A 25,883-nucleotide genomic window follows, 5' to 3' on the forward strand; every position below is an offset into this window, starting at 1 on the left:
CATGGTACGAGTCCTGAGTACCACCTGCCACCGCATTGCGCCCGTGCGGAACCGCCCCGGTCGCGACGGGCGCGGCCGGGGCGGCTGGGGGGAGACCGGGGTGGTCACTCCTTGGAGCGGACCCGGAGACTGGTGATCAGCGGGCCCTCGGTGGTCTCGCGGAAGAAGTCGTTGCCCTTGTCGTCGACCACGATGAAGGCCGGGAAGTCCTCGACCTCGATGCGCCAGACGGCCTCCATGCCGAGCTCGGCGTACTCCAGGACCTCGACCTTCTTGATGCAGTCCTGGGCGAGACGGGCGGCCGGGCCGCCGATGGAGCCGAGGTAGAAGCCGCCGTGGGCGGCGCAGGCGTCGGTGACCTGCTTGCTGCGGTTGCCCTTGGCGAGCATGACCATGGAGCCGCCGGCGGCCTGGAACTGGTCGACGTAGGAGTCCATCCGGCCGGCGGTGGTGGGGCCGAAGGAGCCGGAGGCGTAGCCCTCGGGGGTCTTGGCCGGGCCGGCGTAGTAGACGGGGTGGTCCTGGAGGTACTTGGGCATGCCCTCGCCGGCGTCCAGGCGCTCCTTGATCTTGGCGTGGGCGATGTCGCGGGCGACGACCAGGGTGCCGGTGAGCGAGAGCCGGGTCTTCACCGGGTACTTGGACAGCTCGGCGCGGATCGCGGACATCGGCTGGTCGAGGTCGACGCGCACGACGTCGTCGTCCAGGTGCTCGTCGGTGGTGTCCGGCAGGTACTTGGCCGGGTCGGTCTCCAGCTGCTCCAGGAAGACGCCCTCGGCGGTGATCTTGCCGAGCGCCTGGCGGTCGGCCGAGCAGGAGACGGCCATGGCGACCGGCAGCGAGGCGCCGTGGCGCGGCAGGCGGACGACCCGCACGTCGTGGCAGAAGTACTTGCCGCCGAACTGGGCGCCGATGCCGATCTTCTGGGTCAGCTCGGTGACCTTCGCCTCCAGCTCCAGGTCGCGGAAGCCGTGGCCGGTCTTGGCGTCGCCGGAGGTCGGCAGGTTGTCCAGGTAGTGCGCGGACGCGTACTTGGCGGTCTTGAGCGCGAACTCGGCGCTGGTGCCGCCGATCACGATCGCCAGGTGGTACGGCGGGCAGGCGGCGGTGCCGAGGGAGCGGATCTTCTGCTCCAGGAACGAGAGCATGCTCGCCTCGTTCAGGATGGCCTTGGTCTCCTGGTACAGGTACGACTTGTTGGCGGAGCCGCCGCCCTTGGCCATGAAGAGGAACTTGTACGCGCCGCCGTCGGTGGCGTACAGCTCGATCTGGGCCGGCAGGTTGTTGCCGGTGTTCTTCTCGTCCCACATGGTCACCGGGGCCATCTGGGAGTAGCGCAGGTTGAGCTTGGTGTACGCGTCGAAGACGCCGCGCGCGATGGCCGACTCGTCGCCGCCCTCGGTGAGCACGTTCTGGCCGCGCTTGCCCATGACGATGGCGGTGCCGGTGTCCTGGCACATCGGCAGGATGCCGCCGGCCGAGATGTTGACGTTCTTCAGCAGGTCGAGCGCGACGAAGCGGTCGTTCGGGCTGGCCTCCGGGTCGTCCAGGATGCGGCGCAGCTGGGCGAGGTGGGCGGGGCGCAGGTAGTGCGAGATGTCGTGCATCGCCTCGGCGGTGAGCAGCCGCAGCGCCTCGGGCTCGACCTGGAGGAAGGTGCGACCGCCGGCCTCGAAGGTGGAGACACCCTCGGAGGTCAGCTTGCGGTACGGGGTCGGGTCAGCGCCCAGGGGGAGCAGGTCGCTGTACTCGAAGTCTGGCGTGGGAGCCATGGGGGCGGTCCTTAGGTTTCCGTGGTCCGGCTGCGTCGGCGAAGCACCCTCAAGGGTAGGACCCGGACCCGCGTCGCACGCGGACAGGGCAGCCTGCGTGACCGGGCTCACTCGGGCGCACGTGCGAACCACTAGTCTTGGGCCGTGGACAACTCGCCGTCGCAGGACGACCCGGGGCAGCCGTCCGTGCCGGCGCCCGTACCGATGACCAAGCCCGAGACCCGGCCCGAGCCGCAGCCGCAGCTCCGGCCACTGCCCGAGCCGAAGACCCAGCCGCCGCACGCCCCCGTGGCGCAGGCGGAGATGCGGGTGTCGGACGCCGACCGCGAGCGGATCGCGGAACTGCTGCGGGACGCCTACGCCGAGGGCCGGCTGGACGCGGACGAGCACGCGGACCGGATCGGGGCCGCGTACGCCGCCAAGACCTTCGGCGATCTGGTGCCGCTGACCAGGGACCTGCCGGGCCACCGGCCGCTGTCGTTCGAGAAGCCGCCGCTGGAGGCCCCGGCGCCGCGTGCGGTGACGCCCGCGCTGCCGCCCGCGCGCCAGGAGTCGCCGTCGATGGTGGCGATCTTCGGCGGCTCGTCCCGCAAGGGCCGCTGGCGGGTGGGGTCGCACCTGAAGGCGTTCGCGGCGTTCGGCGGGGTGGAGATCGACCTGACCGACGCCGTGTTCGAGTCGCCCGAGGTGGAGATCGAGGTGACGGCGCTGTTCGGCGGCGTCGAGATCCGGGTGCCGGAGAACGTGAGCCTGCACGGCGGCGGCGTCGGCATCTTCGGCGGATTCGACGTCAAGGAGCAGACGGCGGCGGACCCGTACGCGCCGGTGGTCCGGGTCAAGGGAGTCGCGGTGTTCGGCGGTTGCGAGGCCAAGCCGCGCCGGGGCAAGAAGCTCAAGGAGTGGGTGCGCAAGCAACTCGGCACCGAGTAGCCGGGGTTGGCGGTCGAACGCCCGGTCGGGGGCCAACTCCCGGCCGGGCGTTCCGCGTTGTCTCAGGTGCGCTCCGTAGTCGATTGCGTGCAGTGTGCATGAATCGCGGGCGGGCGGGGTAGTTCCTTCCGCACATCGCTTCTTGTACGGCTGCGCACCGGAGGCGGCCCAGCGGCCGACTCGGGGTTGGACAGCGGGGGCTCGCAGCCGGGCAGGGGAGCGAGCTTCCCCGTGTCCGAGAGTCTCGTCAGGAGTACGGCCGTGCTGCATCCGATCGAGTCCCGCACCACCTCGCCCGTCGCCGCCGCGCAGTTGCTGGAGCGCGGTCCGCAGCCGCACCCCCCGGGCGGCCAGGGCCCCCAGACCGCCGCCCAGGGCGCGTCCTCGGGCGAGGACAGCCCCTGGCACACCGGCGCGGCCTGCCGGCGGGACGAGGTGGGGCTGTTCTTCGCGCCCTCGAAGGAGCCGACGGCGGCCCGGTTGTCGCGCGAGGAGCAGGCGAAGCAGGTGTGCGCCCGGTGTCCGGTGCTGCTGGAGTGCCGCGAGCACGCGCTGGCGCAGCCGGAGCCGTACGGGGTCTGGGGCGGGCTGACGGCCGCCGAGCGGCGGGTGGTGCTGGCCCGTCGCCGCCGCCGGGAGTCGGAGCTGCGCGAGGCGACCCGGGTGGTCGCGGGGCAGCGGCGGATAGCGGGCTGACGGGGCTCCGGGTGTGCCCCGGGCCGGACGCGCCGCGGCCTCGGCGGAGGGGGATTCCGCCGAGGCCGCGGGTGCGGTCGCCCGGTGTCAGTTGGCGCGGTCGAAGTCGATCGCGCTGTAGGCCCGCAGCTTCGACAGCTTGTGGACGGAGTTGATCTCGCGGATCGTGCCGCTCTTGGAACGCATCACCAGCGAACTGGTGGTGGCGGTCTCCTGGCGGTAGTGCACGCCGCGCAGCAGCTCGCCGTCGGTGATGCCGGTGGCGACGAAGAACACGTTCTCGCCGCTGACCAGGTCGTCGGTGGTGAGCACCCGGTCCAGGTCGTGGCCGGCGTCGAGGGCCTTCTGCCGCTCGGCGTCGTCCTTGGGCCACAGCCGGCCCTGGATGACGCCGCCCATGCACTTCATGGCGCAGGCCGCGATGATGCCCTCGGGGGTGCCGCCGATGCCCATCAGCAGGTCGACGCCGGTGCCCTCGCGGGCGGCCATGATGGCGCCGGCCACGTCGCCGTCGGAGATGAACTTGATCCGGGCGCCCGCTTCGCGGATCTCCCGGACCAGGCCGTCGTGGCGCGGGCGGTCGAGGACGACGACGGTGACGTCCTCGACGGCGCTGCCCTTGGCCTTGGCGACCCGGCGGATGTTGACGGCCGCGGGGGCGGTGATGTCGACGAACTCGGCGGCCTCGGGGCCGGCCACCAGCTTGTCCATGTAGAACACGGCGCTGGGGTCGAACATGGTGCCGCGGTCGGCGACGGCCAGGACGGCGACGGCGTTGTTCATGCCCTTGGCGGTGAGCGTGGTGCCGTCGACCGGGTCGACCGCGACGTCGCACTCGGCGCCGGTGCCGTCGCCGACCCGCTCGCCGTTGTAGAGCATCGGGGCTTCGTCCTTCTCGCCCTCCCCGATGACGACCACGCCGTTCATCGAGACGGTCGAGACGAGGGTGCGCATCGCCTTGACGGCGGCGCCGTCCGCGCCGTTCTTGTCGCCACGGCCGACCCACCGGCCGGCGGCCATGGCGGCCGCCTCGGTGACCCGGACGAGTTCGAGCGCGAGGTTCCGGTCCGGAGCCTCGGGCGCGACCTCCAGGGCGCTGGGAAGGTGGTTCGGGTACTGCGTGGTCATCGTCGTTACCTCTCTGTACGCGACGGCCAGTAAGCGCCCGACTACTGCCTGGTCGAACGCCGTGGTGAGGGTCCTGCGATCGTATCTGCCTACGAGATGACTGTCTGTGGCGCGGGTCGCCACCCGGGGCCCGACAAGGTCGGTTCGTCCCGCTTCACCCGTACGCGGGCACCCCGGGTGGCCGTACCGCCGTAGGGATGAGTCACCATGTGGGGGTGGCTGGAGAGAGCAAACGCATGAGGGGCCGGGAGACCGTACGGGACATGGTCCTGTCGATGCTGGCGGTCGGCGCCGTGGTCTGGATCGGGTACCTGTTCCTTCCGCACGACGCGAACAGCGACCCGGTGCACGTGGTCGAGTACAAGGTGGCGGCGGCCTCCGCGAAGCGCGGCGCGCCGTACCCGCTGCTCTCCCCGGACGGGCTGTCCGACCAGTGGCGGGCCACCTCGGTCGGCTACCAGCCGGCCGCGATCAGCAAGGGCAAGGGCAACGCCTGGCACCTGGGCTTCGTCACGCCGTCCGGCCAGTACGCGGCGGTCGAGCAGAGCGACGTCCCGCGCGACGCGCTGCTGGCCGACAAGATCGCGGGCGGCAAGCCGGACGGCACCTCGGAGGTGGCCGGGCGCACCTGGGAGCGGGTGCAGGGCGAGAAGTCCCGCGCCCTGACCGTGCAGACCGGCGACGCGACCGCCGTGCTCACCGGCACCGCCTCCTATGAGGAACTGGCCGAGCTGGCCCAGGCGCTCAAGTAGCCCTTCCCCCCGGGCGGCCCCCGGGGGAAGGGCTCCGTACGCCCCCGCGAACGCCCCGCGGACGCGCCCGTACGACCCCGAACGCCCCCGTGCGCATACGGAGAGGGCCCGCACCGGACGAACCGGTGCGGGCCCTCTCGCGTGCGGCGGATCAGACCGTGGTGACGACCTGGTCGTACTCCAGGCGCGGCGAGCGCGGGAACCACGCCTCGTCGCCCGGCTTGCCGATGTTGACCACGGCCAGCACCGAGTGCTCGCCGTCGCCGAAGAACTCCTTGTTGATGCCCTCGGCGTCGTAGCCGGTCATCGGGCCGGCGGCCAGGCCGGCGGCGCGCACGCCGATGATGAAGTAGGCGGCCTGCAGCGCGCCGTTCAGCGAGGCGGAGCGCTCGCGGACGGTGCGCTCGGAGAAGAACACGTCCTTGGCCTGCGGGAAGTGCGGGAACTGGGTCGGCAGCTCCTCGTGGAACTCGTTGTCCGCGGCGAGGATGGCGACCAGCGGGGCGGTGCTGGTCTTGGCCTTGTTGCCGTCCGCCAGGTGCTGGACGAGGCGCTCGCGGCCCTCGGTCGAGCGGACCAGGACGACGCGCAGCGGCTGCTGGTTGAAGGCGGTCGGGCCGTACTTGACCAGCTCGTAGATGGCCTGGACCTGCTCCTCGGTCACCGGCTCGTCGGTGAAGGTGTTCGCGGTGCGGGCCTCGCGGAACAGCAGGTCCTGAGCGGCGGCGTCGAGTACCAGGGCGTCGGTGGTCATGCTTGTCTGCACCTCATGCGGGAGGGGGGTTCGTCGGATTGACCGGCCGCGGCCGGTCACACCATCTCAACATGGATGAAGATTCAACGATTCCCTGGCCCGCTGTGAGCCGCGTCACTGCCCGTCCGCGGCCCCGTCCTCCTCGGCGGCCAGCGCCGCGTCCAGCCGGGCCCGGGCGCCGTCCAGCCAGCGCTGGCACACCTTCGCCAGCTGCTCGCCGCGCTCCCACAGCGCCAGCGACTCCTCCAGCGACGTCCCGCCGTTCTCCAGCTGCCGGACCACCTCCAGCAGCGCGTCCCGGGCGTGCTCGTAGCCCAGCGCGTCGTCCGGGGTCGGCGCCGCCGCGTCCTGCTGCTCCTGCTGCTCTGCCATGCGTGCCAGCGTAGGGGCTGGAGCCGACAGAGCCGGCGCGGCACCGGCGCAACGGCCGTGGCGGGGTGAGGCCGCGGGCGAAGGCGGCAGGTGAAGGCCACGGCGAAATCGGATGCAGCCGGCCGGCCGGCGGCGCTACCCTCCGCCGCATGATCACGGTCCGACCCGCCGCCCCGGCCGACGCCCCCGAGCTCGTCCGGCTGCGCGACCTGATGTTCGAGGCGATGCCCAGCATGGCCGGCCTGACCGGGCCGGGGCCCTGGCAGGCCACCGCCGAGCGGATACTGCGCGAGCGCCTCGCCGCCCCGGCCGGGGAACTGACCATGCCGTCCTTCGTGGTGGACGATCCGCGGCGGCCCGGCCGGCTCGCCGCCTGCGCGGTCGGCACGTTGGAGCACCGGCTGCCCTCGCCGGGAAACCCGGACGGCCGGTTCGGCTTCGTCTTCAACATCTGCACGGACCCCGGCCACCGGCTGCGCGGCTACGCCCGGGCCTGCACCGAGGCGCTGCTGGACTGGTTCGACGACCAGCGGGTCGGCCGGATCGACCTGCACGCCAGCAGCGGCGGCGAGGCGCTCTACCGCAGCCTCGGCTTCGGCGAGCACTCCCGCGCGCTCTCCCGGCAGCGCTCCCACGAGGCCTGACCGTCGTCCACCGTGGCGCCGGGCGGTCCTACGAGCCCTGACCGTCCGCCACCGCGACGTCGAAGGCCCCGCCCGCGACCCGGGCGCGCAACTCCTCGCCGGCCGTGACCTGCGCCGGGTCGGTCACCACCGTGCCGTCCGTCCGCTGGAGCACCGCGTAGCCGCGCTCCAGGGTGGCCGCCGGGGACAGCGCGACCACCCGGGCGAGGGTGTGCCCGAGGTCGCTCTGCGCGTGGTCCAGCCGGTGCCGCAGGGTGCGCCGGGCCCGCTCCAGCAGCGCGGTGACCTCCTGGCCGCGCCCGTCCAGCATCCGGTGCGGGGCGGCCAGCGCGGGGCGGCTGCGCACGCCGTCCAGCCCGTGCTGCTCGCGCTCGACCCGGCCGAGGACGTGTCGCCGGGCACGGTCCCGCAGCAGGCGGACCTTGGCCAGCTCCTCGCCGACGTCCGGAACCACCCGTTTGGCGGCATCGGTCGGGGTGGAGGCGCGCAGGTCGGCGACGAAGTCCAGCAGCGGCTGGTCCGGCTCGTGCCCGATCGCGCTGACCACCGGGGTACGGGCGGCCGCGACCAGCCGCACCAGCCCCTCGTCCGAGAACGGCAGCAGGTCCTCGACGCTGCCGCCGCCGCGGGCCACGATGATCACGTCCACCTCGGGGTGCTCGTCCAGCTCCCGGACGGCCGCGCTCACCCGCTCCACCGCGCTGACCCCCTGCACCGGGACGTTGCGCACCTCGAAGCGGACGGCCGGCCAGCGCCGCCGGGCGTTCTCCAGCACGTCCCGCTCGGCCGCCGAGCCGCGCCCGGTGACCAGCCCGACGCACTGGGGCAGGAACGGCAGCGGCCGCTTGCGCTCGGCCGCGAACAGGCCCTCCCCGGCGAGCCGCCGCTTCAGCTGCTCCAGCCGGGCCAGCAACTCGCCCAGCCCGACCGGCCGGATCTCCGAGGCCCGCAGTGACAGCTGCCCGCGCGCCGCGTACCACTCCGGCTTGGCGTGCACGACGACCCGCGCGCCCTCCTGCACCACCTCCGCGACCTGGTCGAACACCGAGCGGAAGCAGGTCACCGTGAGCGACACGTCCGCCTGCGGGTCGCGCAGGGTCAGGAACACCACGCCCGCCCCCGGCCGGCGGCTGAGCTGGGTGATCTGCCCCTCCACCCAGACCGCGCCGAGCCGGTCGATCCAGCCGCCGATCAGCGCGGAGACCTTGCCGACCGGGATCGGGGCTTCGGGGGAGCTGGTGTTGGCCATGCGTACGAGGCTAGCGGCGCCGGCCGACAGGCCCTATCGGCGTCGGCCGACAGGGCCGCCCGGAGTGGGGGAGCCCTGGACACCCAGCACGACCAGCCCGACCGCCAGCCAGATCAGCCCGACGAGCTGCGCGGTCGTCGAGGCCTCGTAGACCACCGCGGCGATCACCGCGATCCCCAGGGCCGGGACGAGCAGGTGCCGCACCCGGTCCCGGGAGCCGTGCCGCACCGTGTACCAGCCGATCACCGAGGCGTGCAGCAGCGCGAAGGCGGTCAGCGCGCCCACGTTGACCACCGAGGTCAGCTGGTCCAGCCCGTCGTCCCGGTCGGCCGCCCAGACCGCCGCGGCCATCGTGATCACCGCGGCCGCCAGCAGCGCCCGGCGCGGCACCGCGGTGGCCGGGTCGACCGTACCGAGCACGCGCGGCAGCCGCCCCTCCCGGCCCATCGCGTAGACCAGCCGCCCGGCCGCCGCCTGCCCGGCCAGCGCCGCGAAGGCCGCGCCGATCGCCTTGCTGGCCGCCACCAGGACGTGCAGCCAGTGCCCGACCCCGCTCTCCACCGTGTCGTAGAAGGCCGAGCCCTGCGCCGCCGGGTCGGCCGCCAGCTGCTGCGGGCCCAGCGGCTCCAGCAGTGCCGCCAGGTAGGTCTGGGCGACGAACAGCACCCCGGCCAGTGCCAGGCACCAGAGCACGGCCCGGGCCACCGCCGCCGAGGCGCCGACCGCCTCCTCGACGAAGGTGGCGATCGCGTCGAAGCCCAGGTAGGAGAGCACCGCGACGGACACCGCCGAGATCACCGCGGTCAGCGAGAAGGCGCCGACGGCGGTGAACGGGGTGTCCCAGCCGCGCCGGGCGCCGCCCTGGACCAGTGCCACCACGGCCGCGGCGACGAACACCGCCAGCACCGCGATCTCCAGGGCGAGCACCGCGAAGCCGACCACGGCCGCCGTCCGTACGCCGATCAGGTTGAGCGCGGTGGTCAGCACCACCGCGAGCGCCGTCCACACCCAGCGGGAGACCCCGGGCACCAGCGAGTTCAGCGCGATCCCGGAGAACAGGTAGGCGACCGCCGGGATCAGCAGGTAGTCGAGCATCGCCATCCAGCCGGCGACGAACCCGGGCCCCTCGCCCAGCCCGGCCCGCGCGTAGGCGAACACCGAGCCGGTCTGCGGCACCGCGCGCACCATCTGGGCGTACGAGAAGGCGGTGAAACCCATCGCGACGGTCGCGGCCAGGTAGACGGTGGCGACGGCGCCGTGGCTCCTGGCGTCCAGGACGCCGAACACGCCGACCGGTGCCATCGGAGCGATGAACAGCAGGCCGTAGACCATCAGGTCGCGGACACTCAGGCTGCGGCGCAGGCCGCCCGGTTCCGTTTGCCCGTTCGCAGAGCTCATAGACACCACATTTGAGCACCGACGACCGGGTCTGTCCGGAAAGCGCCTCCCGTCGGCGCGGCTCGGCGCCGCCCGTACGATGGAGCCATGTCCAACACCGCGCCGCGCCGTGTCCTGCTCGCCGCCCCCCGGGGCTACTGCGCGGGTGTAGACCGCGCCGTGATCGCCGTGGAGAAGGCCCTGGAGCAGTACGGGGCGCCCATCTACGTCCGCAAGCAGATCGTCCACAACAAGTACGTGGTGCAGACCCTGGAGAAGAAGGGCGCGATCTTCGTCGACGAGACGGAGGAGGTGCCCGAGGGCTCGATCGTGGTCTTCTCCGCGCACGGCGTCGCGCCGTCCGTCCACGACGAGGCGAAGGCCGGCCGGCTGGCCACCATCGACGCCACCTGCCCGCTGGTCACCAAGGTGCACAAGGAGGCCGTGCGCTTCGCCGACGAGGGCTTCGACATCCTGCTGGTGGGCCACGAGGGCCACGAGGAGGTCGTCGGGACGATGGGCGAGGCCCCGGACCGGATCCACCTGGTGGACGGCGCCGAGGACGTCGCCAACGTGCGGGTCCGGGACGAGTCCCGGGTCGTCTGGCTGTCCCAGACCACCCTGTCGGTGGACGAGACCATGGCCACCGTCGGCGAGCTGAAGAAGCGCTTCCCGGCGCTGGTCAGCCCGCCCAGCGACGACATCTGCTACGCCACCCAGAACCGCCAGGTCGCGGTCAAGCAGATGGCCCCCGAGACCGACCTGCTGATCGTGGTCGGCTCCAAGAACTCCTCCAACTCCGTCCGCCTGGTCGAGGTCGGCCTGGAGTACGGCGCCAGGGCCGCCCATCTGGTGGACTTCGCCGAGGAGGTCCAGGAGTCCTGGCTGGAGGGCGTCGGCACGGTCGGCCTGACCAGCGGCGCCTCCGTCCCGGAGATCCTGGTCGAGGGCGTGCTGGAGTGGCTGGCCGCGCGCGGCTACGACACGGTCGAGACGGTCAAGACCGCCGAGGAGCACCTGACCTTCTCGCTGCCCAAGGAGCTGCGCCGCGACCTGCGCGCCGAGGCGGCGGGCAAGCTGTAGGGCCGCTCCCGGATCGCTCCCGGATCGCTCCCGGGCCCTTTCGCGCAGAGCCCGGCACCCCCTCGGGGTTGCCGGGTTTTCTGCTGTGCGTCCACCCGTGCCCTCTCGTAGTTTTGTGCACAGGCTGTGGACAAGCGGTCCGCGGCCCCGGCGGAGGGTGGACGTGATGGCGGCGGTATTCGGCGTGGACATCGGCGGTTCGGGCATCAAGGGCGCCCCGGTCGACCTCGCCCGGGGCGTGCCGGCCCAGGAGCGGTACAAGGTGCTCACCCCGCAGCCGTCCGCCCCCGAGGCCGTGGTCGCCGCCGTCCGCGAGGTGGTCCGCCAGTTCGACCACCAGGGCCCGGTCGGGCTCACCTTCCCCGGCGTGGTGGTCGGCGGCCGGACCAGAACCGCCGCCAACGTGGACAAGGGCTGGATCGGCCTGGACGCCGCGGGCCTGTTCCGCGAGGCGCTCGACCTGCCCGCGACCGTGCTCAACGACGCCGACGCGGCCGGGCTCGCCGAGACCGTGCACGGCGCCGGGCGCGACCAGTCGGGCGTGGTGCTGGTGCTCACCTTCGGCACCGGCATCGGCAGCGCGCTCTTCGTGGACGGCGTGCTGGTGCCCAACACCGAGCTGGGTCACCTGGAACTGCGCGGCAAGGACGCCGAGCGTCGGGCCTCCTCGGCCGCCAAGGAACGTCACGGGCTGACCTGGGAGCAGTGGGCCGGGCGGGTCGACGAGTACCTGGACCTGGTCGAGATGCTGTTCTCGCCGCAGCTGGTCGTGATCGGCGGCGGGGTGAGCCGCAAGCACGAGAAGTTCCTGCCGCTGCTGCGGGAGCGGGAGGCGCGGGTGGTGCCGGCCGAGCTGCGCAACGACGCGGGCATCGTCGGCGCCGCCATGGCGGCGGCCCGGGCGGCGGGCTGAGGCCGCCCGCCCGAGGCACCGCTCAGCGGGAGCGCTGGATCCGGCGCTGGGCCACGAACCGGGCGAGCACGATCAGCGCGGCCAGCCCGGTGCCGGAGAACAGCCAGCCGGCCCGCAGCGCCAGCCCGGTCGCCAGCGCCACCACCTGGGCGGTGACGCCCGAGGAGGTGACCGGCCCGAGCAGCAGCAGTGCCAGCGCGAAGGCGATCGGCCCGCTGATCGGTGCGGCCAGCAGGTCGACGTAGCGCACCCGGACGGCCAGCTGGAAGCAGACGGCCAGGTAGCCGACGCCGAACAGCCAGCCGAGGCCGTCGAACAGCAGCCGGTCCAGGCCCGCGACGGCGAGCGTCGCCAGCATGGCGGCCACGCCCGTGCCGATGGCGGTCAGCCGGGTCGGCCGCCCGGTCCGGCGCCGCCCGTACAGCGGGGCCTCGGCGCGTCCGCGCAGCGGCAGCCGCAACCGAAGCCTGGGGGTGGCCGGGCGGGCGACGGCGGGCGGCCCGGCTACCGGGCGTAGCCGGGCGGCAGGGGCGGCGGCGGGGGCTCCGGCGGTCTCGGGAGCCCGGCCGGGCCCGGGGACGGCGGCCCCGGCCGCGCCGGTCGGCGGTCGGCGTCTGGGCCCTGGCGGCTGGGTACGGATGCTCTGCTCCACCCGCCCAACGTACGGTCCGATCATCGCCACACTGTGTAATGGACTGTTCAGGTCTTGCCCCGTGTCTCCTGGCGGAGTGCTGATGTGATCGTCGTTCAGCTGCCTGACCTGTCCGGCCCAGCCACCCGGGCGCGGAGTTCCTGGCGCCCCTCCCGGCGGCGACCGGGGCGTGAGGCGCTGCCCGTAGACTTGGGGGTCGGCCCGCACGGTGCCGACCCAACTCCTCCAAGCCCACGGGACTGCGCTTCATGTCGCTCACGATCGGAATCGTCGGCCTGCCGAACGTCGGCAAGTCGACCCTGTTCAACGCCCTGACCAAGAACGACGTGCTGGCGGCCAACTACCCGTTCGCCACCATCGAGCCGAACGTCGGCGTCGTCGGTGTCCCGGACGCGCGGCTGGCCAAGCTCGCCGAGATCTTCGGCTCCCAGCGGATCCTCCCGGCCACCGTCGACTTCGTCGACATCGCCGGTATCGTGCGCGGCGCCAGCGAGGGCGAGGGACTGGGCAACAAGTTCCTCGCCAACATCCGCGAGTCGGACGCGATCTGCCAGGTCGTGCGTGCCTTCACCGACCCGGACGTGGTGCACGTGGACGGCAAGGTGTCGCCCAAGGACGACATCGAGACCATCCACACCGAGCTGATCCTGGCCGACCTCCAGACCGTCGAGAAGGTCCTGCCGCGGCTCCAGAAGGAGGCGCGCCTGAAGAAGGAGACCGCCCCCGTGCTGGCCGCCGCCGAGGCCGCGCAGGCGGTCCTGGAGACCGGCAAGACCCTCTTCGAGGCCGGCTTCGACACCACCCCGATCCGCGACCTCCACCTGCTGACCGCGAAGCCCTTCCTCTACGTCTTCAACGTGGACGAGGCCGAGCTGGCCGACGAGGACTTCAAGAACCTCCAGCGCGAGCTGGTCGCCCCGGCCGAGGCGATCTTCCTCAACGCCAAGATCGAGTCCGAGCTGATCGAGCTCGACGACGACGAGGCCCTGGAGCTGCTCCAGTCGATGGGCCAGGAGGAGCCCGGCCTCGCCACCCTCGCCCGGGTCGGCTTCGACACCCTCGGCCTGCAGACCTACCTCACCGCAGGCCCCAAGGAGACCCGCGCCTGGACCATCAAGAAGGGCGCCACCGCCCCCGAGGCCGCCGGAGTCATCCACACCGACTTCCAGAAGGGCTTCATCAAGGCCGAGGTGATCTCCTTCGCCGACCTGGTCGAGACCGGCTCCATCGCCGAGGCCCGCTCCAAGGGCAAGGCCCGCATCGAGGGCAAGGAATACATCATGCAGGACGGCGACGTGGTGGAGTTCCGCTTCAACGTGTGATCAAGCTATTGCTGCATGTCATTTAATTTGGCAAACATGCAGGTTGGAGAGGGCTGGACTCCATGGGGTCCAGCCCTCTCCTTGTTCTCGCGCTGACTCGGTGCTGACTTTCGGGGACCCTTCCGGTGTCGGTCGTCCGGAAGCCCTGTCCGAGTGGTACGTTATTTGGTACCACTCGCCAAAGGGGGTACGCGTCATGTCCATCACCGCGAGCGAGGCCCGCAGGGATCTCTTCCCGTTGATCAAGAAGGTCAACGAGGACCACGACGCGATCGAGATCGTGTCCAAGCACGGAAACGCCGTGCTCGTCTCCGCCGAGGACTACGCCGCCCTGCGCGAGGGCTCGTACCTGCTGCGTTCGCCGGCGAATGCCCGTCGCCTGCTCAAGGCGTACGACAATGCGCTGAACGGTATAGGGCTCTCCGAGCGTGTGCTCATCGACCCCGACTCGGCTGATGCCGGGCGGGGTGCCGAGTGAGGCTCGTCTTCGAAGAACAGGGCTGGGACGACTACACGTCCTGGCTCAAGAGCGATCGCAAGATGCTCGCCCGGATCAACAAGCTCATCGAGGACGTCCTGCGTGACCCGTTCGCTGGGATCGGCAAGCCCGAGCCGCTGAAGTACCACCTGCCAGGGGCCTGGTCGCGGCGGATCGATGACGAGCACCGGCTCGTCTACCTGGTCACGGACGAAGAGATCATCGTCCTCGCCGCCCGGTACCACTACTGACCCTCCTCTGGCCGGGCGCGCGCTGCCCATGGCCTGGTTGTTCGGGCGTGCAGGTTGGAAGGGGGTCGGGCTCTGTCGAGTCCGACCCCCTTCCGTGTCACCGTGCTGGACGGGTGCTGGTGTTCTGGCGCCGGGTCCGCGGTCAGCGGGCCTCGTGAGCGGTGGATCGATGTCTCCCGTGGACGACCCGGATCACCAACTCCCCGTTGTCGATCGTGCAGACGGCGCGGTCGGGCGGCCTCGCGGTCGGGCGGCCGGGTCGGTCAGGGGTGGATGGTGACGGTCAGGGTGCCGTCCGGGGTGGTGGTCACGGTGACGGCGGCGAGGGTGTCGGCGTGGGCGTCCGGGTGGTGGGCGGTGGCACGGGGGCCGATGCCGATGACGCGGATGCCGGCGGCCCGGGCGGCCGTGATGCCGGCGTCGGAGTCCTCGAAGGCGAGGCAGTCGGCGGGGGTGAAGCCGAGGGCGGCGGCGCCCTTGAGGAAGCCCTCCGGGTCGGGCTTGCTGGCGCCGACGGACTCGGCGGTCACCAGGACGGGCGGCAGCGGCAGGCCGGCGGCGCCCATCCGGACCCGGGCGAGCGCTTCGTCGGCGGAGGTGACCAGGGCGTGCGGCAGGCCGTCCAGGGCGGCGAGGAAGGCGCCGGCGCCGGGGATCGGGACGACGCCGTCGGTGTCGGCGCGTTCGGCGGCGAGCATCCGCTGGTTGTCGGCGAGGTTGAGTTCCACCGGGCGGTCGGGCAGCAGTTCGGCCATCGTCGCGTGGCCCTGGCGGCCGTGGGCGACGGCCAGCACGGCGACGGGGTCGAGTCCGTGCTGCTCGGCCCAGCGGTGCCAGCAGCGCTCGACCACGGCGTCGGAGTTGACCAGGGTGCCGTCCATGTCGAGGAGGAGGGCGCGAGCGGTCAGCTTGAGGGGTGTGGCGGGCATGGGGCTGCTCCTCGGGCAAGGAAGGACGAGCTCTTTGTTCCCCGATGATACAAAAGATCAGCCGAGCAGGTGGGCGTTGACCGTGCGGGCCGCCTCGGCGAGCTCCGGCAGCTCCACCACCTCGACCCCGGCGGCCGCCAGCAGGGCCGTGCCCTGGCAGTCGGTGACGAACAGGTCCGGCTCGCGCCAGGCCACCACGACCCGCGGCACGCCCGCCGCGATCAGCAGCCGGGCGCACGGCGCGGGCCGCGAGGCGCGCTGTCCGCACGGTTCGAGCGAGCTGTAGACGGTCGCCCCGCGCAGCCGAGGGTCGCCGGCCGGGAGCTTGCCGAGGGCCGCCTCCTCGGCGTGGTCGTGCGCGTCGCCCTCCCGGCTGTAGCCCTCCGCCAGCACCTCGCCGTCGGCGCCGACGATCACCGCGCCGACCGAGAAGGCCGTCGCGGACGGCGGGCAGCGGCGGGAGAGCTCGACGGCCCGGCGCAGGTGGTCGAGGTCGGTGGTCACGGGACGGGCTCCGGTCACGGGGCGGGCTCCTTCGGGGCGTACCTGAGCAGGACGACGTCGCCCACCGTACGTGCCTCCAGCAGGCGCATCCGCCGGGCCGGGCCACCCGGGAACGCGGCCGGGCGGACGAACCGCGGCGCCTCGGCCTGGCCGACCAGCAGCGGGGCGACCGCCAGTTGGAGCTCGTCCGCCAGGCCCTGGGCCAGGAACTGGGTGTGCACGCCACCGCCGCCCTCGACCATCAGCCGGCGCACCCCGCGCGCGCCCAGATCGTCCAGCACCACGCCGAGGTCCACCTCGCCGCCGAGCGCGACCACCTCGGCCAGCCCGTCCAGGCGGGGCCGCAGCGCGGTCGCGCCGGCGTCCGTGGTGTAGGCGAGCCGGGCGCCGCCGGTGTGCCAGAAGCGCAGGCCCGCGTCGAGCGCGCCGCTCGCGCTGAGCGTCACCTTCAGCGGGTACTCGGCGCGGCCGTCCGCGAGCCGGGCGGCCCGGCGTGCGGGGTCGTTGACCAGCAGGCGCGGATTGTCGGCGCGCAGCGTGTTGCCGCCGACCAGGACGGCGTCGGCGGCCGCGCGTTCGGCGTCGACCCGGTCGAAGTCGGCCCGGTTGGAGAGCAGCAGGCGGTCGGGGGAGGCGTCGTCGAGGTGGCCGTCGAGGGACATCGCGGCGCTCAGCAGGACGAAGGGGCGCTGGCCGGGCATGGGCGGGGGGACCGTTCTGTCGGGTGCGCCCCCACGGTACGGCCGACGGGGGTGCTGCGGTCGCCGGATGATCGACAGGTGAGACGAATCTTCTCGAAATGCGGAACGTCCACTAGCGTCGGAGGTGTCGCGGAAACCGACCACTCCCGAGGGGGACACCATGACCGGACAGCAGCCCGAGACCGTCTACACCCACGGCTACCAGGAGGCCGTGCTGCGCTCGCACCGCTCCCGGACGGCGGCCGACTCGGCCGCCTACCTGCTGACCGAACTGCGCCCCGGGCAGGCGCTGCTGGACATCGGCTGCGGGCCCGGCACGATCACCGCCGACCTGGCCGAGCTGGTCGGCCCGGGCGGTCGCGTGGTGGCCGTGGACACCTCCGCGGAGGTGCTGGAGCAGGCCGCCGCGTACGTGGCCGGCCGAGGCCTGTCCAATGTCGTGTTCGAGGTCGCCGATGTCCACGGACTGCCCTATCAGGAGGGTGAGTTCGACGTGGTGCACGCCCATCAGGTGCTGCAGCACGTGGCCGACCCGGTGGCCGCGCTGCGCGAGATGCGCCGGGTCGCGGCGCCTGGCGGGGTGGTCGCGGCCCGGGACGTCGACTACGCGTCGATGACCTGGTTCCCCGAGGCGCCCGCGCTGGACCGTTGGCTGGAGCTGTACGAGCGGATCGCCCGCGCCAACGGCGGTGAGCCGGACGCCGGGCGGCGGCTGCTGTCCTGGGCGCGGGCGGCGGGCTTCACCGACATCGCCGCGAGCGCCACCACCTGGACGTACGCGACGCCCGAGCAGCGCGCCTGGTGGGGCGGGATGTGGGCGGACCGGGTGACCGGCTCCGCGATCGGCCGGACGGCGGTGGAGCGGGGCTTCGCGGACCAGGCCGAACTGGCGCGGATCGCGGCCGGCTGGCAGGAGTGGAGCGCCGCCGGGGACGGCTGGTTCTCCATGCTGCACGGTGAGATCCTGGCGCGCGGCTGACCGGGGGCCGGGCCGGCGACGGGCTGAGGGCGGGGCCGGGCGGCGGGGCGGGCGAAACGGTCGCGCGGGCGTTCGGAAAGATCGGGTAAAGTCGCGCGTCCGCTCGTACCGGGGCCGTTCGGGCCCGTCCGGCCCGCTGCTGGAGGGGGCGAGCCGACGAGTCGAGCTGTCGAGTCGATGCCCGTACCGGCGGGCCGGGGGAGTCCACGTGTCCAAGCCTGCGTCCGAGCCGCCCGCGCCGGGGCCGGAGTCGCCCGCGGTCGATCCCCGCACACCGGCCCACGAGGCCGCGCCGGCGAAGCCGGCCGAGCGGGCGGGGCAGTCGGAGCAGCCGGAGCGGGCGGACCAGCCGGAACAGCAGGCGCAGCCCGGCCCCGCCGCCCCGTCCGCGCCCGCCGCCCCGTCCGCGCCCGAAACCGCCCCGCCCGTGCCGCCCCTCCCGCCCGCGCCCGCCAACCCGTGGGCCGCGCCCCTGCCGTCGCAGTCCCGGTCGCAGGCCCCGCCGCAGCCCCCGCCCCCGCCGCTGCCCGCCGGCGGCTGGGCGTCGGTGCCGCCCGCCGCGCAGTCAGGCCTCCAGCCCGGTCTCCGGCCCGGTCTCCGGCCCGGTCTCCGGCCCGGTCTCCGGCCCGGTCTCCAGCCCGGTTTCCCCTACCCCCCGCCCGCCCCCGTCACCAACGGTTTCGCGGTCGCCGCCCTGGTGACCGGCCTGATCGTGGTGGCGCCGGTGGCCCTGGTGTTCGGCATCATCGCGCTGGTCCAGATCAACCGCCGCAAGGAGCGCGGCTTCGGCATGGCGGTGACCGGCCTGGTGCTCGGCGTGGTCGGTACGGTGCTGCTGTCGCTCGTCGTGGCCGGTTCGACCTTCGAGTCCCCCGGCGGCGGCCGGTTCGGCCAGTCCGTGAAGGCCCCGGCCGGGTCCGTCCCGTGGGCCGCGCTGAAGTCCGGGGACTGCTACAACACCCCCGACAACGGCAGCCGGGCCGACCCCGAGGGCGGCGACGAGACGCTCTACTGGGTCCGCCGGGTGCCGTGCTCGGCCCCGCACCACGGCGAGGTGGCCGGCACCGTCCGCATCCCGGCGAGCGACGGCCCGTCCTACCCGGGTGAGGCGACGGTCCGCCTGCGGGCAGCCGAACTGTGCCGCACGGTGCTCGACGACTACGCCCTCGACCAGTGGGCGATTCCGGACGGCATGGACGACGTCTACCTCTACCCGACCCGGGGCAACTGGAGGTCCGGCGACCGCTACGTCACCTGCGCGTTCGAGGACCGCGACGGCGAGCACCTGGGGACGGTCCGCACCGACCGGGGCAGCCTGAACCCCGCCCAGCTGGCCTACCTGGAGGCCGTCCGGGGCTTCAACGACGCCTACGCGGAGCAGCCGAGCAAGGGCTTCGCGGACGCGTCGTCCGAGTACCGGACCTGGGCCCGGCGGATGTCCACCGCCTCCCACGCGGAGGCCGCGGCGCTGAACAAGTCGTCGGTGGCGTGGCCGGCCGAGGTCAAGCCGGCGGTCCGCAAGCTGGCAGCGGCCCAGGAGGCGGCCGCCACCGCCTGGGACGCGGCGGCCTCCGGCGACGACCTGGAGGGCGACGTCCGGCGGGCCCGGGCGCTGGTGACCAAGTCGGTGCCGCTCAGCATCGAGATCCGGCGCGGGCTCGGCCTGTCCACCGGCGAGCAGGTGCCCGACCTCCAGGTCTGAGCCGCCGAGGGGTCTGTGCCGCCGATGGGTCCGAGCCGCCGACGGGGCTGATCCGCCGACGGGTCCGAGCCGCCGGGCGCGGCCGGGTTACCCGCCGTTAACCGCACCCGTACCTGCCGGTAGCGAGCCGACCGTAGCGTCGTGGGGGCGGATCCCCGGCCCGACCCCCACGCAGGCCGGGGATACGCTCCCCGCCATGAGCGCCTTTCGGGTGATGCGGCAGGACGACAACGGCAACCGCTTCCTGGTCGCGGCCGGGCTGGACCGCGTCGCGGCGGAGCGGCTGGCGGCCGAGTTCGAGGCCCGTGGCCACAAGCAGCTGTACTGGGTCGAGGCCGAGGCCGCCGCTGCGGACGGCGAGGGGTCGGACAGGACCTAAGGTCGGGCCCATGGACAAGGCGAGCGAGAACCCCGGCGAGCCCCGGATCGTCGTCGGCGGCGCCCTCATCCACGGGGGCCGGGTGCTCGCCGCCCGGCGCAGCGCGCCCGCGGCGGTGGCGGGGCGCTGGGAGTTCCCGGGCGGGAAGGCCGAGCCCGGCGAGACCGAGGCGCAGGCGCTGGAGCGGGAGCTGCTGGAGGAACTGGGCGTCCGGGCGCGGGCGCTGGAGCGGCTGCCGGGTGCGTGGGCCGTCCGGCCGGGTCTGGAGCTGCGCTTCTGGGCGGCCGAGTTGCTGGCCGGCGACCCCCGTCCGCTGGAGGACCACGACGAGCTGCGCTGGCTCGGCCCGGCCGAGCTGGACAGCGTCGACTGGATCGAGCACGACCGCGACGTCCTGCCGCACGTCGCCCGGTTGCTCGACGCATAGGACGGCCTGAGCCGGTGTGCGACGCGCAGGGTACGGGGTAGGTCAATCAGACAAGACGACCCAGCAGCCGGGATAGCCTGGGTTCTGCTGGGTATGTCACTTTTCGGCACTATTCGTCACCATCGGTGAGCCGCCCCAGCCGGCGACGCCGATCCCGACCAGAGCCGGAGGCCCCGTCGGTGTCGAGTACCGGGAACGGCGGCGGAGGAGCACGGCGGACAGGCGCCGCGGGGAGCGCAGCCGCCCGCGCCCGGCTGCGCCGGGGCGCCCGGCCCGCCGCCCCGCAGCCGCCGGCCGGCCGCCGGCGGCGGGACGCCGCCGACGCCCCCGAAGCCCTGAGGCCCGCCGACCAGCCGGCGCCGACCCTGGCCGTCCCCGTCTCCGACCCGGGCCCCCAGCCCGGCCTGCGCAGCCGGCCCACCCGGCCGTTCCCCGGCGGGCCGTCCGACGCCCCGTACGGCATCGGCGCGCCGGCCGAGGGCAGCCTGCTCGACATGCTGAAGGTCGCCATCGCGATCCTGGACACCGCGGGCCGGGTGGTGCTCTGGAGCCCGGCGGCCGAGGAACTGCTCGGCTGGCCGAACGAGCTGCTGGTCGGCCGCCGGATCGACGAGCTGATCCCCGACCAGGAGCAGGTCGGCCGGATCCGGGCCGCGATCCAGGACACCCTGCGTCACGGCCGCTGGGCCGGCAACGCCGAACTGCGCGACCGGGACGGCGTGCCGATCGCGGTGGACGCCCGGATCTCCCTCCTGGTGGACGGTGACGGCACCCCGTTCCTCCAGGTCAACATGGCCGAGGCGGCCGCCGTCCGGGCCGTCGAGCACGACCTCGCCGTCCGGGACGCGCTGTTCGAGCAGTCCCCGCTGGGCATCGCGATCATGGACACCGAGCTGCGCTACACCGCCGTCAACCAGACCCTGGCCGAGATGAACGGCGTCGCCCTGGAGGACCACGTCGGCCGGACCACCGGCGAGACCCTGCCCGAGCGGGCCGCCGACGAGGTCACCGCGATCCAGCGCCAGGTGCTGGCCACCGGCGAGCCGGTCATCGACGTCACCCTCGCCTCCCCGGTCACCGCCCGTTCCGGCTACCGCTCGATCTCCTACAGCCGGATGACCGACCGCTCGGGCCGGGTGCTCGGCATCTCCGGCACCGTGATGGACGTGACCGAGCGCTACCGCGCCGTCGCCAAGGTCGAGCACGCCCGGCGCCGGCTCTCGCTGCTCAACGAGTTCGGCTCCCGGGTCGGAGACCTGCTCGACGCCGCCCGGATCGCCCAGGAGCTCGCCAGCTCCGTCGTCCCCCGGCTCACCGACCACTCCGCGGTGATCCTGCTGCAGGCCGTCGCGCACGGCGACGACCTGCCCCGGCACGGCCACGACCGCCGCACCTCGCTGCTCCAGCTCGGCACCGCCTCCGTCCAGGACGGCCCCGAGGTCGAGGTGATGCTCCGCCGCGGCGCCCGGATCACCTTCGCCGAGGACTCCGCCTGCGGCCGGGTGCTGCGCACCGGCGTCCCCGAACTACTCTCCGGCGCGGACCAGCTCGACGAAGTGACGTACCCCGGCGACCCGAAGACGCAGGCCGCCCACGACCTGGGCGTGCACTCCATGCTGGTCGTCCCGCTGCGCGCCCGCGGCATCGTGATCGGCCTGCTGCTGGTCAGCCGGGCCGGCTACCGGGAGGGCTTCGACCGGGACGACCTGGCCTTCACCGTCGAGCTGGCCGACCGGGCCGGCAGCTCGCTGGACAACGCCCGGCTGTACGCCCGCGAGCGCACCGCGGCGCTCACCCTCCAGCGCACCCTGCTCCCGCAGCAGGTCCCGCAGCCCACCGGCGTCGAGGTCGCCTACCGGTACGTGCCCGGCAGCAGCGGCGCCGAGGTCGGCGGCGACTGGTTCGACGTCATCCCGCTGCCCGGCGACCGCACCGCGCTGGTGGTCGGCGACGTGATGGGCCACGGCCTGCGGGCCGCCGCCACCATGGGCCGGCTGCGCACCGCCGTCCGGGTGCTGGCCGCCCTCGACCTGCCGCCGGACGTCCTGCTGCGGCACGTCCACGAGCTGGCCGACGACCTGGCCCAGGGCCCGGACGAGGCGCTGCTCGCCACCTGCGTCTACGCGGTCTTCGACCCGGGGACGGCCAGACTGACCGTCGCCAAGGCCGGGCACATCCCGCCCGTTCTGGTGGTGCCGGGCGAGGAGGGCGGGGAGCCGACCCGGACCGGCGGCCCGCTGCACGGCGGCGCCGGCCGGATCCTCGACCTGCCCTCCGGTGCCCCGCTCGGCGTCGGCGGCGTCCCGTTCGAATCCGTCGAACTGAAGATCCCCGAGGGCAGCCTGCTCGCCCTGTGCACCGACGGCCTGGTCGAGTCCCGGGACAAGGACCTCGACGTCGGCCTCGGCCGGCTGGTCACCGTGCTCCAGGAGTCGCACGCCTCCATCCAGGCCGCCTGCGAGGCCGTGCTCGACACCATGGAGCAGGGCCGCGAGCCGGACGACGTCGCGCTGCTGCTGGCCCGGCTCGGCCACGGCCAGGCCGGCACCCCGACGGCCGGCTGGACCCTGCCCGCCGAGCCCACCGCCGTCTCCCGGGCCCGCCGGCTGGTCCGCTCCACGCTCGCCGAGTGGGGTGTCGAGGAGCTCACCGACACCGCGGAGCTGCTGGTCAGCGAGCTGGTCACGAACGCCGTCCGGTACGCCAGCGCCCCCATCGGCGTGCGGCTGACGCTCGGCGAGACGCTGCTGGTCGAGATCTCCGACCCGCTGCCCGAGCCGCCCCGGGAGCGGCACGCGGCCGAGGCCGACGAGGGCGGCCGGGGCCTGGAACTGGTCCGCCGCCTGGCGCTGCACTGGGGTGCGCGGGCCGAGGGCATCGGCAAGGTGGTCTGGTTCGAGCAGGCGCTGCCGGGTAATGAGCCCGACGAGTCATAGGGAGCGCAGCGGGTCGGGGGCGCGAGCCCGAGCGGGGGCGAGGAGGGCGGGACCGCATATGCCAGCAGGTGGCCGGGGGGAGCGCGCAGCCCGGAAGGGGGCGCGGACGTGGCATTGTGGTTGCGCGGGCGGTAGGACAAAAACCTTCGCCCGATCTGATGTTGTGATGTTGAGGGCGTGTGAACGTACCCCTCGATGATGAATACTCGGTCTTCTCGACATCCGGACGGTCGCGGGTTGGAGGGGTCGGTCCGTTGAACAGCACCCCGGCGCGGAACGCGCCGAGCAGCAGCGGTCATGCTGTCGTGCCCGGGCAGGCCGGTTCACCGCACCTGCCCGTACCGGCGGACCCGCCCGACGCCGGCCCCGTGGGCCCCGGTCACCACCCGGGGGCCGCGGGCCACCCGTGGGGCGCGGGCGGCCCCGGGTCGATCTACGACTACATCCGGGTCGCCACCTTCACCATCGGCCCCGACGGCCGGATCAGCCAGTGGAGCGAGCGCGCCGCCGAGTTCTTCGGCGTTCCCGCCCCCGACGCCGTCGGCGCCGATCCGATCACCACCTTCGTCCCCCGCGAGCTCTGGCAGCGCGGCCGCGCCCGGCTGGAACGCGCCCTGGCCGGCGAGGAGTGGGTCGGCACCACCCCCTACCGGGACGCCGTCGGCGGCGAGGGCCTCGCCGAGCTCTACCTGATGCCCGACAGTGCCCTGCCCGCCGCCGGCGCCACCTGCCTGGCCGTCGACCTCGGCCGGCTGCGCCGGGTCGAGACCGACCTCGCCGCCTCCGAGGCCGTCTTCGGGCAGACGCCCACCGGCTTCATCCTGTTCGACGACCGGCTGCGCCTCCAGCGGGTCAACGACGCCTTCGCCTCCGGCATGGGCCTGGTCCCCACCGACCTCGAAGGCCTCACCCCGCACGACCTCTTCCCGCCGTCCGAGGCCGACCGCCTCACCGCCGCCCTGCGCAAGGTCCTCGCCACCGGCGAGCCCGTCTTCGACCTGCGCTTCCACGGCGCCGTCCCCACCCGCGAGGGCAACCGGCTCTGGGCCGTCTCGCTGTACCGCCTCAACGGCGCGGCCGGACAGCCGATCGGCGTCGCCGGGCAGGTCTCCGACGTCACCAGCCGGCACGTCGCCGAGCGCGAGGCCGACGGCGTCCGCCGCAACCTCGCCCTGCTCAACGAGGCCAGCGCGCACATCGGCTCCACCCTCGACCTGGAGACCACCGCCAAGGAACTGCTCGACGTCGTCGTCCCGCCGTTCTGCGACCTCGCCACCGTCGACCTGTACACCGCGCTGCTCTCCGGCGAGTCCGTGCCCAGCGCCGGCCGGCTCGGCGACACCGTGCTCACCGACGGTAGCGGCGAGCTGCGCCGGGTCGCCGTCTCCAGCGTCATCGGCGGCGCCTCCTCGGTGCTCGGCTCGGTCACCGGCCTGCCCATCGCCGAGGCCGGCGGCACCCTCTGTTACCCGCGACGCTCCCCGCACGCCCGGGCGCTGCGCACCGGGCGCAGCGTCGTCCCCGAGCCCGGGCCCGACCCGCTGTTGCGCTCCACCCTGATCGTCCCGCTGGTCGCCCGCGACCAGGTGCTCGGCCTCGTCCAGCTCTCCCGCGCGATCGGCAGCGAGCCCTTCGACGCCCGCGACGTCGCCATCGCCGAGGAACTCGTCGCCCGCGCCGCCGTCTGCATCGACAACGCCCGGCTCTACCGCCGCGAGCACGAGCGCGCCCTGATCCTCCAGCGCAGCCTGCTGCCCCCGGGCAACCCGGCCGCCAGCGGTTTGGAGATCGCCTGCCGCTACCTGCCCAGCAACAACAACACCGAGGTCGGCGGCGACTGGTTCGACGTCATCCCGCTGCCCGGCAACCGCACCGCCCTGGTCATCGGCGACGTGATGGGTCGCGGCCTGCGCGCCGCCGTCGCCATGGGCCAGCTGCGCACCGCCGTCCGCACCCTCGCCATGCTCGACCTGGAGCCCGGCGAGGTGCTCACCGCCCTCGACGAGATCGCCCGCGGCCTCGGCGGCGACACCGTGCCGGCCGGCCCGCCCACCCCGTACGGCCGGCTCACCTCCGCCGCCGACGAGGAGGCCCGCGAGGTCTACCTGGCGACCTGCGTCTACGCGGTCTACGACGCCGTCACCCGGCGCTGCTGGATCGCCAACGCCGGCCACCTGCCGCCCGTCCTGCTCAGCCCCGGCGAACCCGCCCGGATGCTCGACGTCCCGCCCGGCCTGCCGCTCGGCGTCGGCGGCGAGCCCTTCGAGGAGGTCGAGCTGACCCTCCCGGACGGAGCCATCCTCGGCCTCTACACCGACGGCCTGGTGGAGAGCCGCAAGCACCAGCTGGACGAGGGCCTGCGCGGCTTCCGCACCGCGCTGTCGGCCAAGGGCAAGGGCCTCGAAGAGCTCTGCGAGCACGTCCTCGGCGAGCTCAACCCGCACCACGGCGAGGACGACATCGCCCTGCTGATGGCCAAGGTGCACGCCTTCCCCGAGGACGCCGTCGGCAACTGGTTCCTGCCGCCCGAGCCCACCTCCGTGGCCAAGGCCCGCGAGCTGGCCTGCAGCTGGCTGCTGACCCGCGGCCTGGAGGAGCTCGTGGACACCACCGAGCTGCTGGTCAGCGAACTGGTCACCAACGCGCTCAAGCACGGCCGGGGCGAGATCCGGCTACGGCTGCTGCGCGATCGCGGCCTGGTCTGCGAGGTCTGGGACGACGGCTACGCCCAGCCCCGGCAGCGGCGCGCCCAGGAGACCGACGAGGGCGGGCGCGGCCTGCAACTGGTCAGCCTGCTGGCCGAGCGCTGGGGCAGCCGGCGGACGCCCAAGGGCAAGATCGTCTGGTTCGAGCTGGGCCTCTAGAAGGCTCCTGAAGATCTTGTTGGTGGAGGGGCTGTCCCGGTTGGGGACAGCCCCTCCTGCGTTATGTGGTGGTGGGGGTGATGGCCCAG

General features: G+C 73.6%; 23 protein-coding genes and 1 pseudogene. 15 read left to right on the forward strand and 9 right to left on the reverse strand.

What is annotated here, in order from left to right; all coding sequences use genetic code 11:
* Window positions 1-104: 104 nt before the first annotated feature.
* Window positions 105-1,772, reverse strand: coding sequence for a fumarate hydratase (locus ACIQVZ_RS31610; protein ID WP_063347981.1), 1,668 nt, complete (start codon window positions 1,770-1,772; stop codon window positions 105-107).
* Window positions 1,773-1,916: 144 nt separating this feature from the next.
* Here ACIQVZ_RS31610 and ACIQVZ_RS31615 point away from each other — a divergent pair, with 144 nt between their 5' ends.
* The gene (locus ACIQVZ_RS31615; RefSeq protein WP_350879950.1) at window positions 1,917-2,702 is read left to right on the forward strand and encodes a DUF1707 domain-containing protein; all 786 of its coding nucleotides are present in this window, start codon (window positions 1,917-1,919) and stop codon (window positions 2,700-2,702) included.
* A 435-nt stretch (window positions 2,703-3,137) separates the two neighbouring features.
* Window positions 3,138-3,398 carry a WhiB family transcriptional regulator gene (locus ACIQVZ_RS31620; RefSeq protein ID WP_244293625.1) on the forward strand — a complete coding sequence of 87 codons (261 nt, stop codon included), beginning with the start codon at window positions 3,138-3,140 and terminating at the stop codon, window positions 3,396-3,398.
* A gap of 87 nt (window positions 3,399-3,485) precedes the next feature.
* Here ACIQVZ_RS31620 and glpX read toward each other — a convergent pair whose 3' ends face one another.
* On the reverse strand, window positions 3,486-4,526 hold the full coding sequence (gene glpX, locus ACIQVZ_RS31625) for a class II fructose-bisphosphatase (protein ID WP_063347979.1): 1,041 nt from the start codon (window positions 4,524-4,526) through the stop codon (window positions 3,486-3,488).
* A 236-nt stretch (window positions 4,527-4,762) separates the two neighbouring features.
* On the opposite strand from glpX, the gene ACIQVZ_RS31630 reads away from it, so the two are divergent.
* A complete protein-coding gene (locus ACIQVZ_RS31630; protein WP_402454676.1) occupies window positions 4,763-5,278 on the forward strand; it encodes a DUF4245 domain-containing protein in 516 nt (171 codons plus the stop codon).
* Window positions 5,279-5,429: 151 nt separating this feature from the next.
* Here the strand turns inward: ACIQVZ_RS31630 and ACIQVZ_RS31635 are convergent, their stop codons facing one another.
* Complete coding sequence (locus tag ACIQVZ_RS31635) at window positions 5,430-6,032, reverse strand: malonic semialdehyde reductase (RefSeq protein ID WP_350879948.1); 603 nt, start codon at window positions 6,030-6,032, stop codon at window positions 5,430-5,432.
* A gap of 114 nt (window positions 6,033-6,146) precedes the next feature.
* Window positions 6,147-6,404 (reverse strand): exodeoxyribonuclease VII small subunit, encoded by a 258-nt coding sequence (locus ACIQVZ_RS31640; protein WP_350879947.1) that lies wholly within the window; start codon window positions 6,402-6,404, stop codon window positions 6,147-6,149.
* A 149-nt stretch (window positions 6,405-6,553) separates the two neighbouring features.
* On the opposite strand from ACIQVZ_RS31640, the gene ACIQVZ_RS31645 reads away from it, so the two are divergent.
* On the forward strand, window positions 6,554-7,048 hold the full coding sequence (locus tag ACIQVZ_RS31645) for a GNAT family N-acetyltransferase (protein ID WP_402454680.1): 495 nt from the start codon (window positions 6,554-6,556) through the stop codon (window positions 7,046-7,048).
* 28 nt (window positions 7,049-7,076) lie between these two features.
* Here ACIQVZ_RS31645 and xseA read toward each other — a convergent pair whose 3' ends face one another.
* Window positions 7,077-8,297 (reverse strand): exodeoxyribonuclease VII large subunit, encoded by a 1,221-nt coding sequence (xseA, locus tag ACIQVZ_RS31650; RefSeq protein ID WP_350879945.1) that lies wholly within the window; start codon window positions 8,295-8,297, stop codon window positions 7,077-7,079.
* A gap of 33 nt (window positions 8,298-8,330) precedes the next feature.
* Window positions 8,331-9,695 (reverse strand): APC family permease, encoded by a 1,365-nt coding sequence (locus ACIQVZ_RS31655; protein WP_350879944.1) that lies wholly within the window; start codon window positions 9,693-9,695, stop codon window positions 8,331-8,333.
* A gap of 87 nt (window positions 9,696-9,782) precedes the next feature.
* On the opposite strand from ACIQVZ_RS31655, the gene ACIQVZ_RS31660 reads away from it, so the two are divergent.
* Both ACIQVZ_RS31660 and ppgK read left to right on the forward strand, forming a co-directional pair.
* Window positions 9,783-10,757 carry a 4-hydroxy-3-methylbut-2-enyl diphosphate reductase gene (locus ACIQVZ_RS31660; RefSeq protein WP_402454684.1) on the forward strand — a complete coding sequence of 325 codons (975 nt, stop codon included), beginning with the start codon at window positions 9,783-9,785 and terminating at the stop codon, window positions 10,755-10,757.
* Between the two features lie 166 nt (window positions 10,758-10,923).
* The gene (ppgK, locus tag ACIQVZ_RS31665; protein WP_402454687.1) at window positions 10,924-11,670 is read left to right on the forward strand and encodes a polyphosphate--glucose phosphotransferase; all 747 of its coding nucleotides are present in this window, start codon (window positions 10,924-10,926) and stop codon (window positions 11,668-11,670) included.
* A gap of 22 nt (window positions 11,671-11,692) precedes the next feature.
* Here ppgK and ACIQVZ_RS31670 read toward each other — a convergent pair whose 3' ends face one another.
* Complete coding sequence (locus ACIQVZ_RS31670; RefSeq protein WP_402454690.1) at window positions 11,693-12,346, reverse strand: DUF6542 domain-containing protein; 654 nt, start codon at window positions 12,344-12,346, stop codon at window positions 11,693-11,695.
* A 224-nt stretch (window positions 12,347-12,570) separates the two neighbouring features.
* Between ACIQVZ_RS31670 and ychF the strand changes: the two genes are divergently transcribed.
* The 3 genes from ychF (at window position 12,571) to ACIQVZ_RS31685 (ending at window position 14,373) form a co-directional block, all read left to right on the forward strand.
* Window positions 12,571-13,644 (forward strand): redox-regulated ATPase YchF, encoded by a 1,074-nt coding sequence (gene ychF / locus ACIQVZ_RS31675; protein WP_350879940.1) that lies wholly within the window; start codon window positions 12,571-12,573, stop codon window positions 13,642-13,644.
* 196 nt (window positions 13,645-13,840) lie between these two features.
* On the forward strand, window positions 13,841-14,122 hold the full coding sequence (locus ACIQVZ_RS31680) for a type II toxin-antitoxin system prevent-host-death family antitoxin (RefSeq protein WP_350879939.1): 282 nt from the start codon (window positions 13,841-13,843) through the stop codon (window positions 14,120-14,122).
* Window positions 14,119-14,373, forward strand: coding sequence for a Txe/YoeB family addiction module toxin (locus ACIQVZ_RS31685; protein ID WP_350879938.1), 255 nt, complete (start codon window positions 14,119-14,121; stop codon window positions 14,371-14,373). Before ACIQVZ_RS31680 ends, ACIQVZ_RS31685 begins: the two co-directional genes overlap by 4 nt.
* Window positions 14,374-14,636: 263 nt before the next feature.
* On the opposite strand, the gene ACIQVZ_RS31690 is transcribed toward ACIQVZ_RS31685, so the two are convergent.
* Together ACIQVZ_RS31690 and ACIQVZ_RS31695 are read right to left on the reverse strand one after the other, a co-directional pair.
* Window positions 14,637-15,302, reverse strand: a complete 666-nt coding sequence (locus tag ACIQVZ_RS31690; protein ID WP_350879937.1) for an HAD-IA family hydrolase — start codon at window positions 15,300-15,302, stop codon at window positions 14,637-14,639.
* Window positions 15,303-15,359: 57 nt separating this feature from the next.
* Window positions 15,360-16,507, reverse strand: a pseudogene (locus ACIQVZ_RS31695) (dihydrofolate reductase family protein).
* 160 nt (window positions 16,508-16,667) lie between these two features.
* On the opposite strand from ACIQVZ_RS31695, the gene ACIQVZ_RS31700 reads away from it, so the two are divergent.
* The 6 genes from ACIQVZ_RS31700 to ACIQVZ_RS31725 all read left to right on the forward strand — a co-directional run bounded on the left by ACIQVZ_RS31700 (window position 16,668) and on the right by ACIQVZ_RS31725 (window position 25,794).
* Entirely contained in the window at window positions 16,668-17,486 is an 819-nt protein-coding gene (locus ACIQVZ_RS31700) for a methyltransferase domain-containing protein (RefSeq protein ID WP_350879936.1), read from the forward strand.
* A gap of 208 nt (window positions 17,487-17,694) precedes the next feature.
* Window positions 17,695-19,188, forward strand: coding sequence for a DUF4190 domain-containing protein (locus tag ACIQVZ_RS31705; RefSeq protein ID WP_402454696.1), 1,494 nt, complete (start codon window positions 17,695-17,697; stop codon window positions 19,186-19,188).
* A 196-nt stretch (window positions 19,189-19,384) separates the two neighbouring features.
* The gene (locus ACIQVZ_RS31710) at window positions 19,385-19,567 is read left to right on the forward strand and encodes an SPOR domain-containing protein (protein WP_350879934.1); all 183 of its coding nucleotides are present in this window, start codon (window positions 19,385-19,387) and stop codon (window positions 19,565-19,567) included.
* Between the two features lie 10 nt (window positions 19,568-19,577).
* Window positions 19,578-19,994 (forward strand): NUDIX domain-containing protein, encoded by a 417-nt coding sequence (locus ACIQVZ_RS31715; protein WP_402454700.1) that lies wholly within the window; start codon window positions 19,578-19,580, stop codon window positions 19,992-19,994.
* A gap of 179 nt (window positions 19,995-20,173) precedes the next feature.
* Window positions 20,174-22,930 carry a SpoIIE family protein phosphatase gene (locus ACIQVZ_RS31720; RefSeq protein WP_402454703.1) on the forward strand — a complete coding sequence of 919 codons (2,757 nt, stop codon included), beginning with the start codon at window positions 20,174-20,176 and terminating at the stop codon, window positions 22,928-22,930.
* Between the two features lie 254 nt (window positions 22,931-23,184).
* Window positions 23,185-25,794 carry a SpoIIE family protein phosphatase gene (locus tag ACIQVZ_RS31725; protein WP_402454706.1) on the forward strand — a complete coding sequence of 870 codons (2,610 nt, stop codon included), beginning with the start codon at window positions 23,185-23,187 and terminating at the stop codon, window positions 25,792-25,794.
* The last annotated feature ends 89 nt before the right edge of the window (window positions 25,795-25,883 follow it).

This window comes from Kitasatospora sp. NPDC098663 (assembly GCF_044760075.1).
Lineage (GTDB): Bacteria > Actinomycetota > Actinomycetes > Streptomycetales > Streptomycetaceae > Kitasatospora.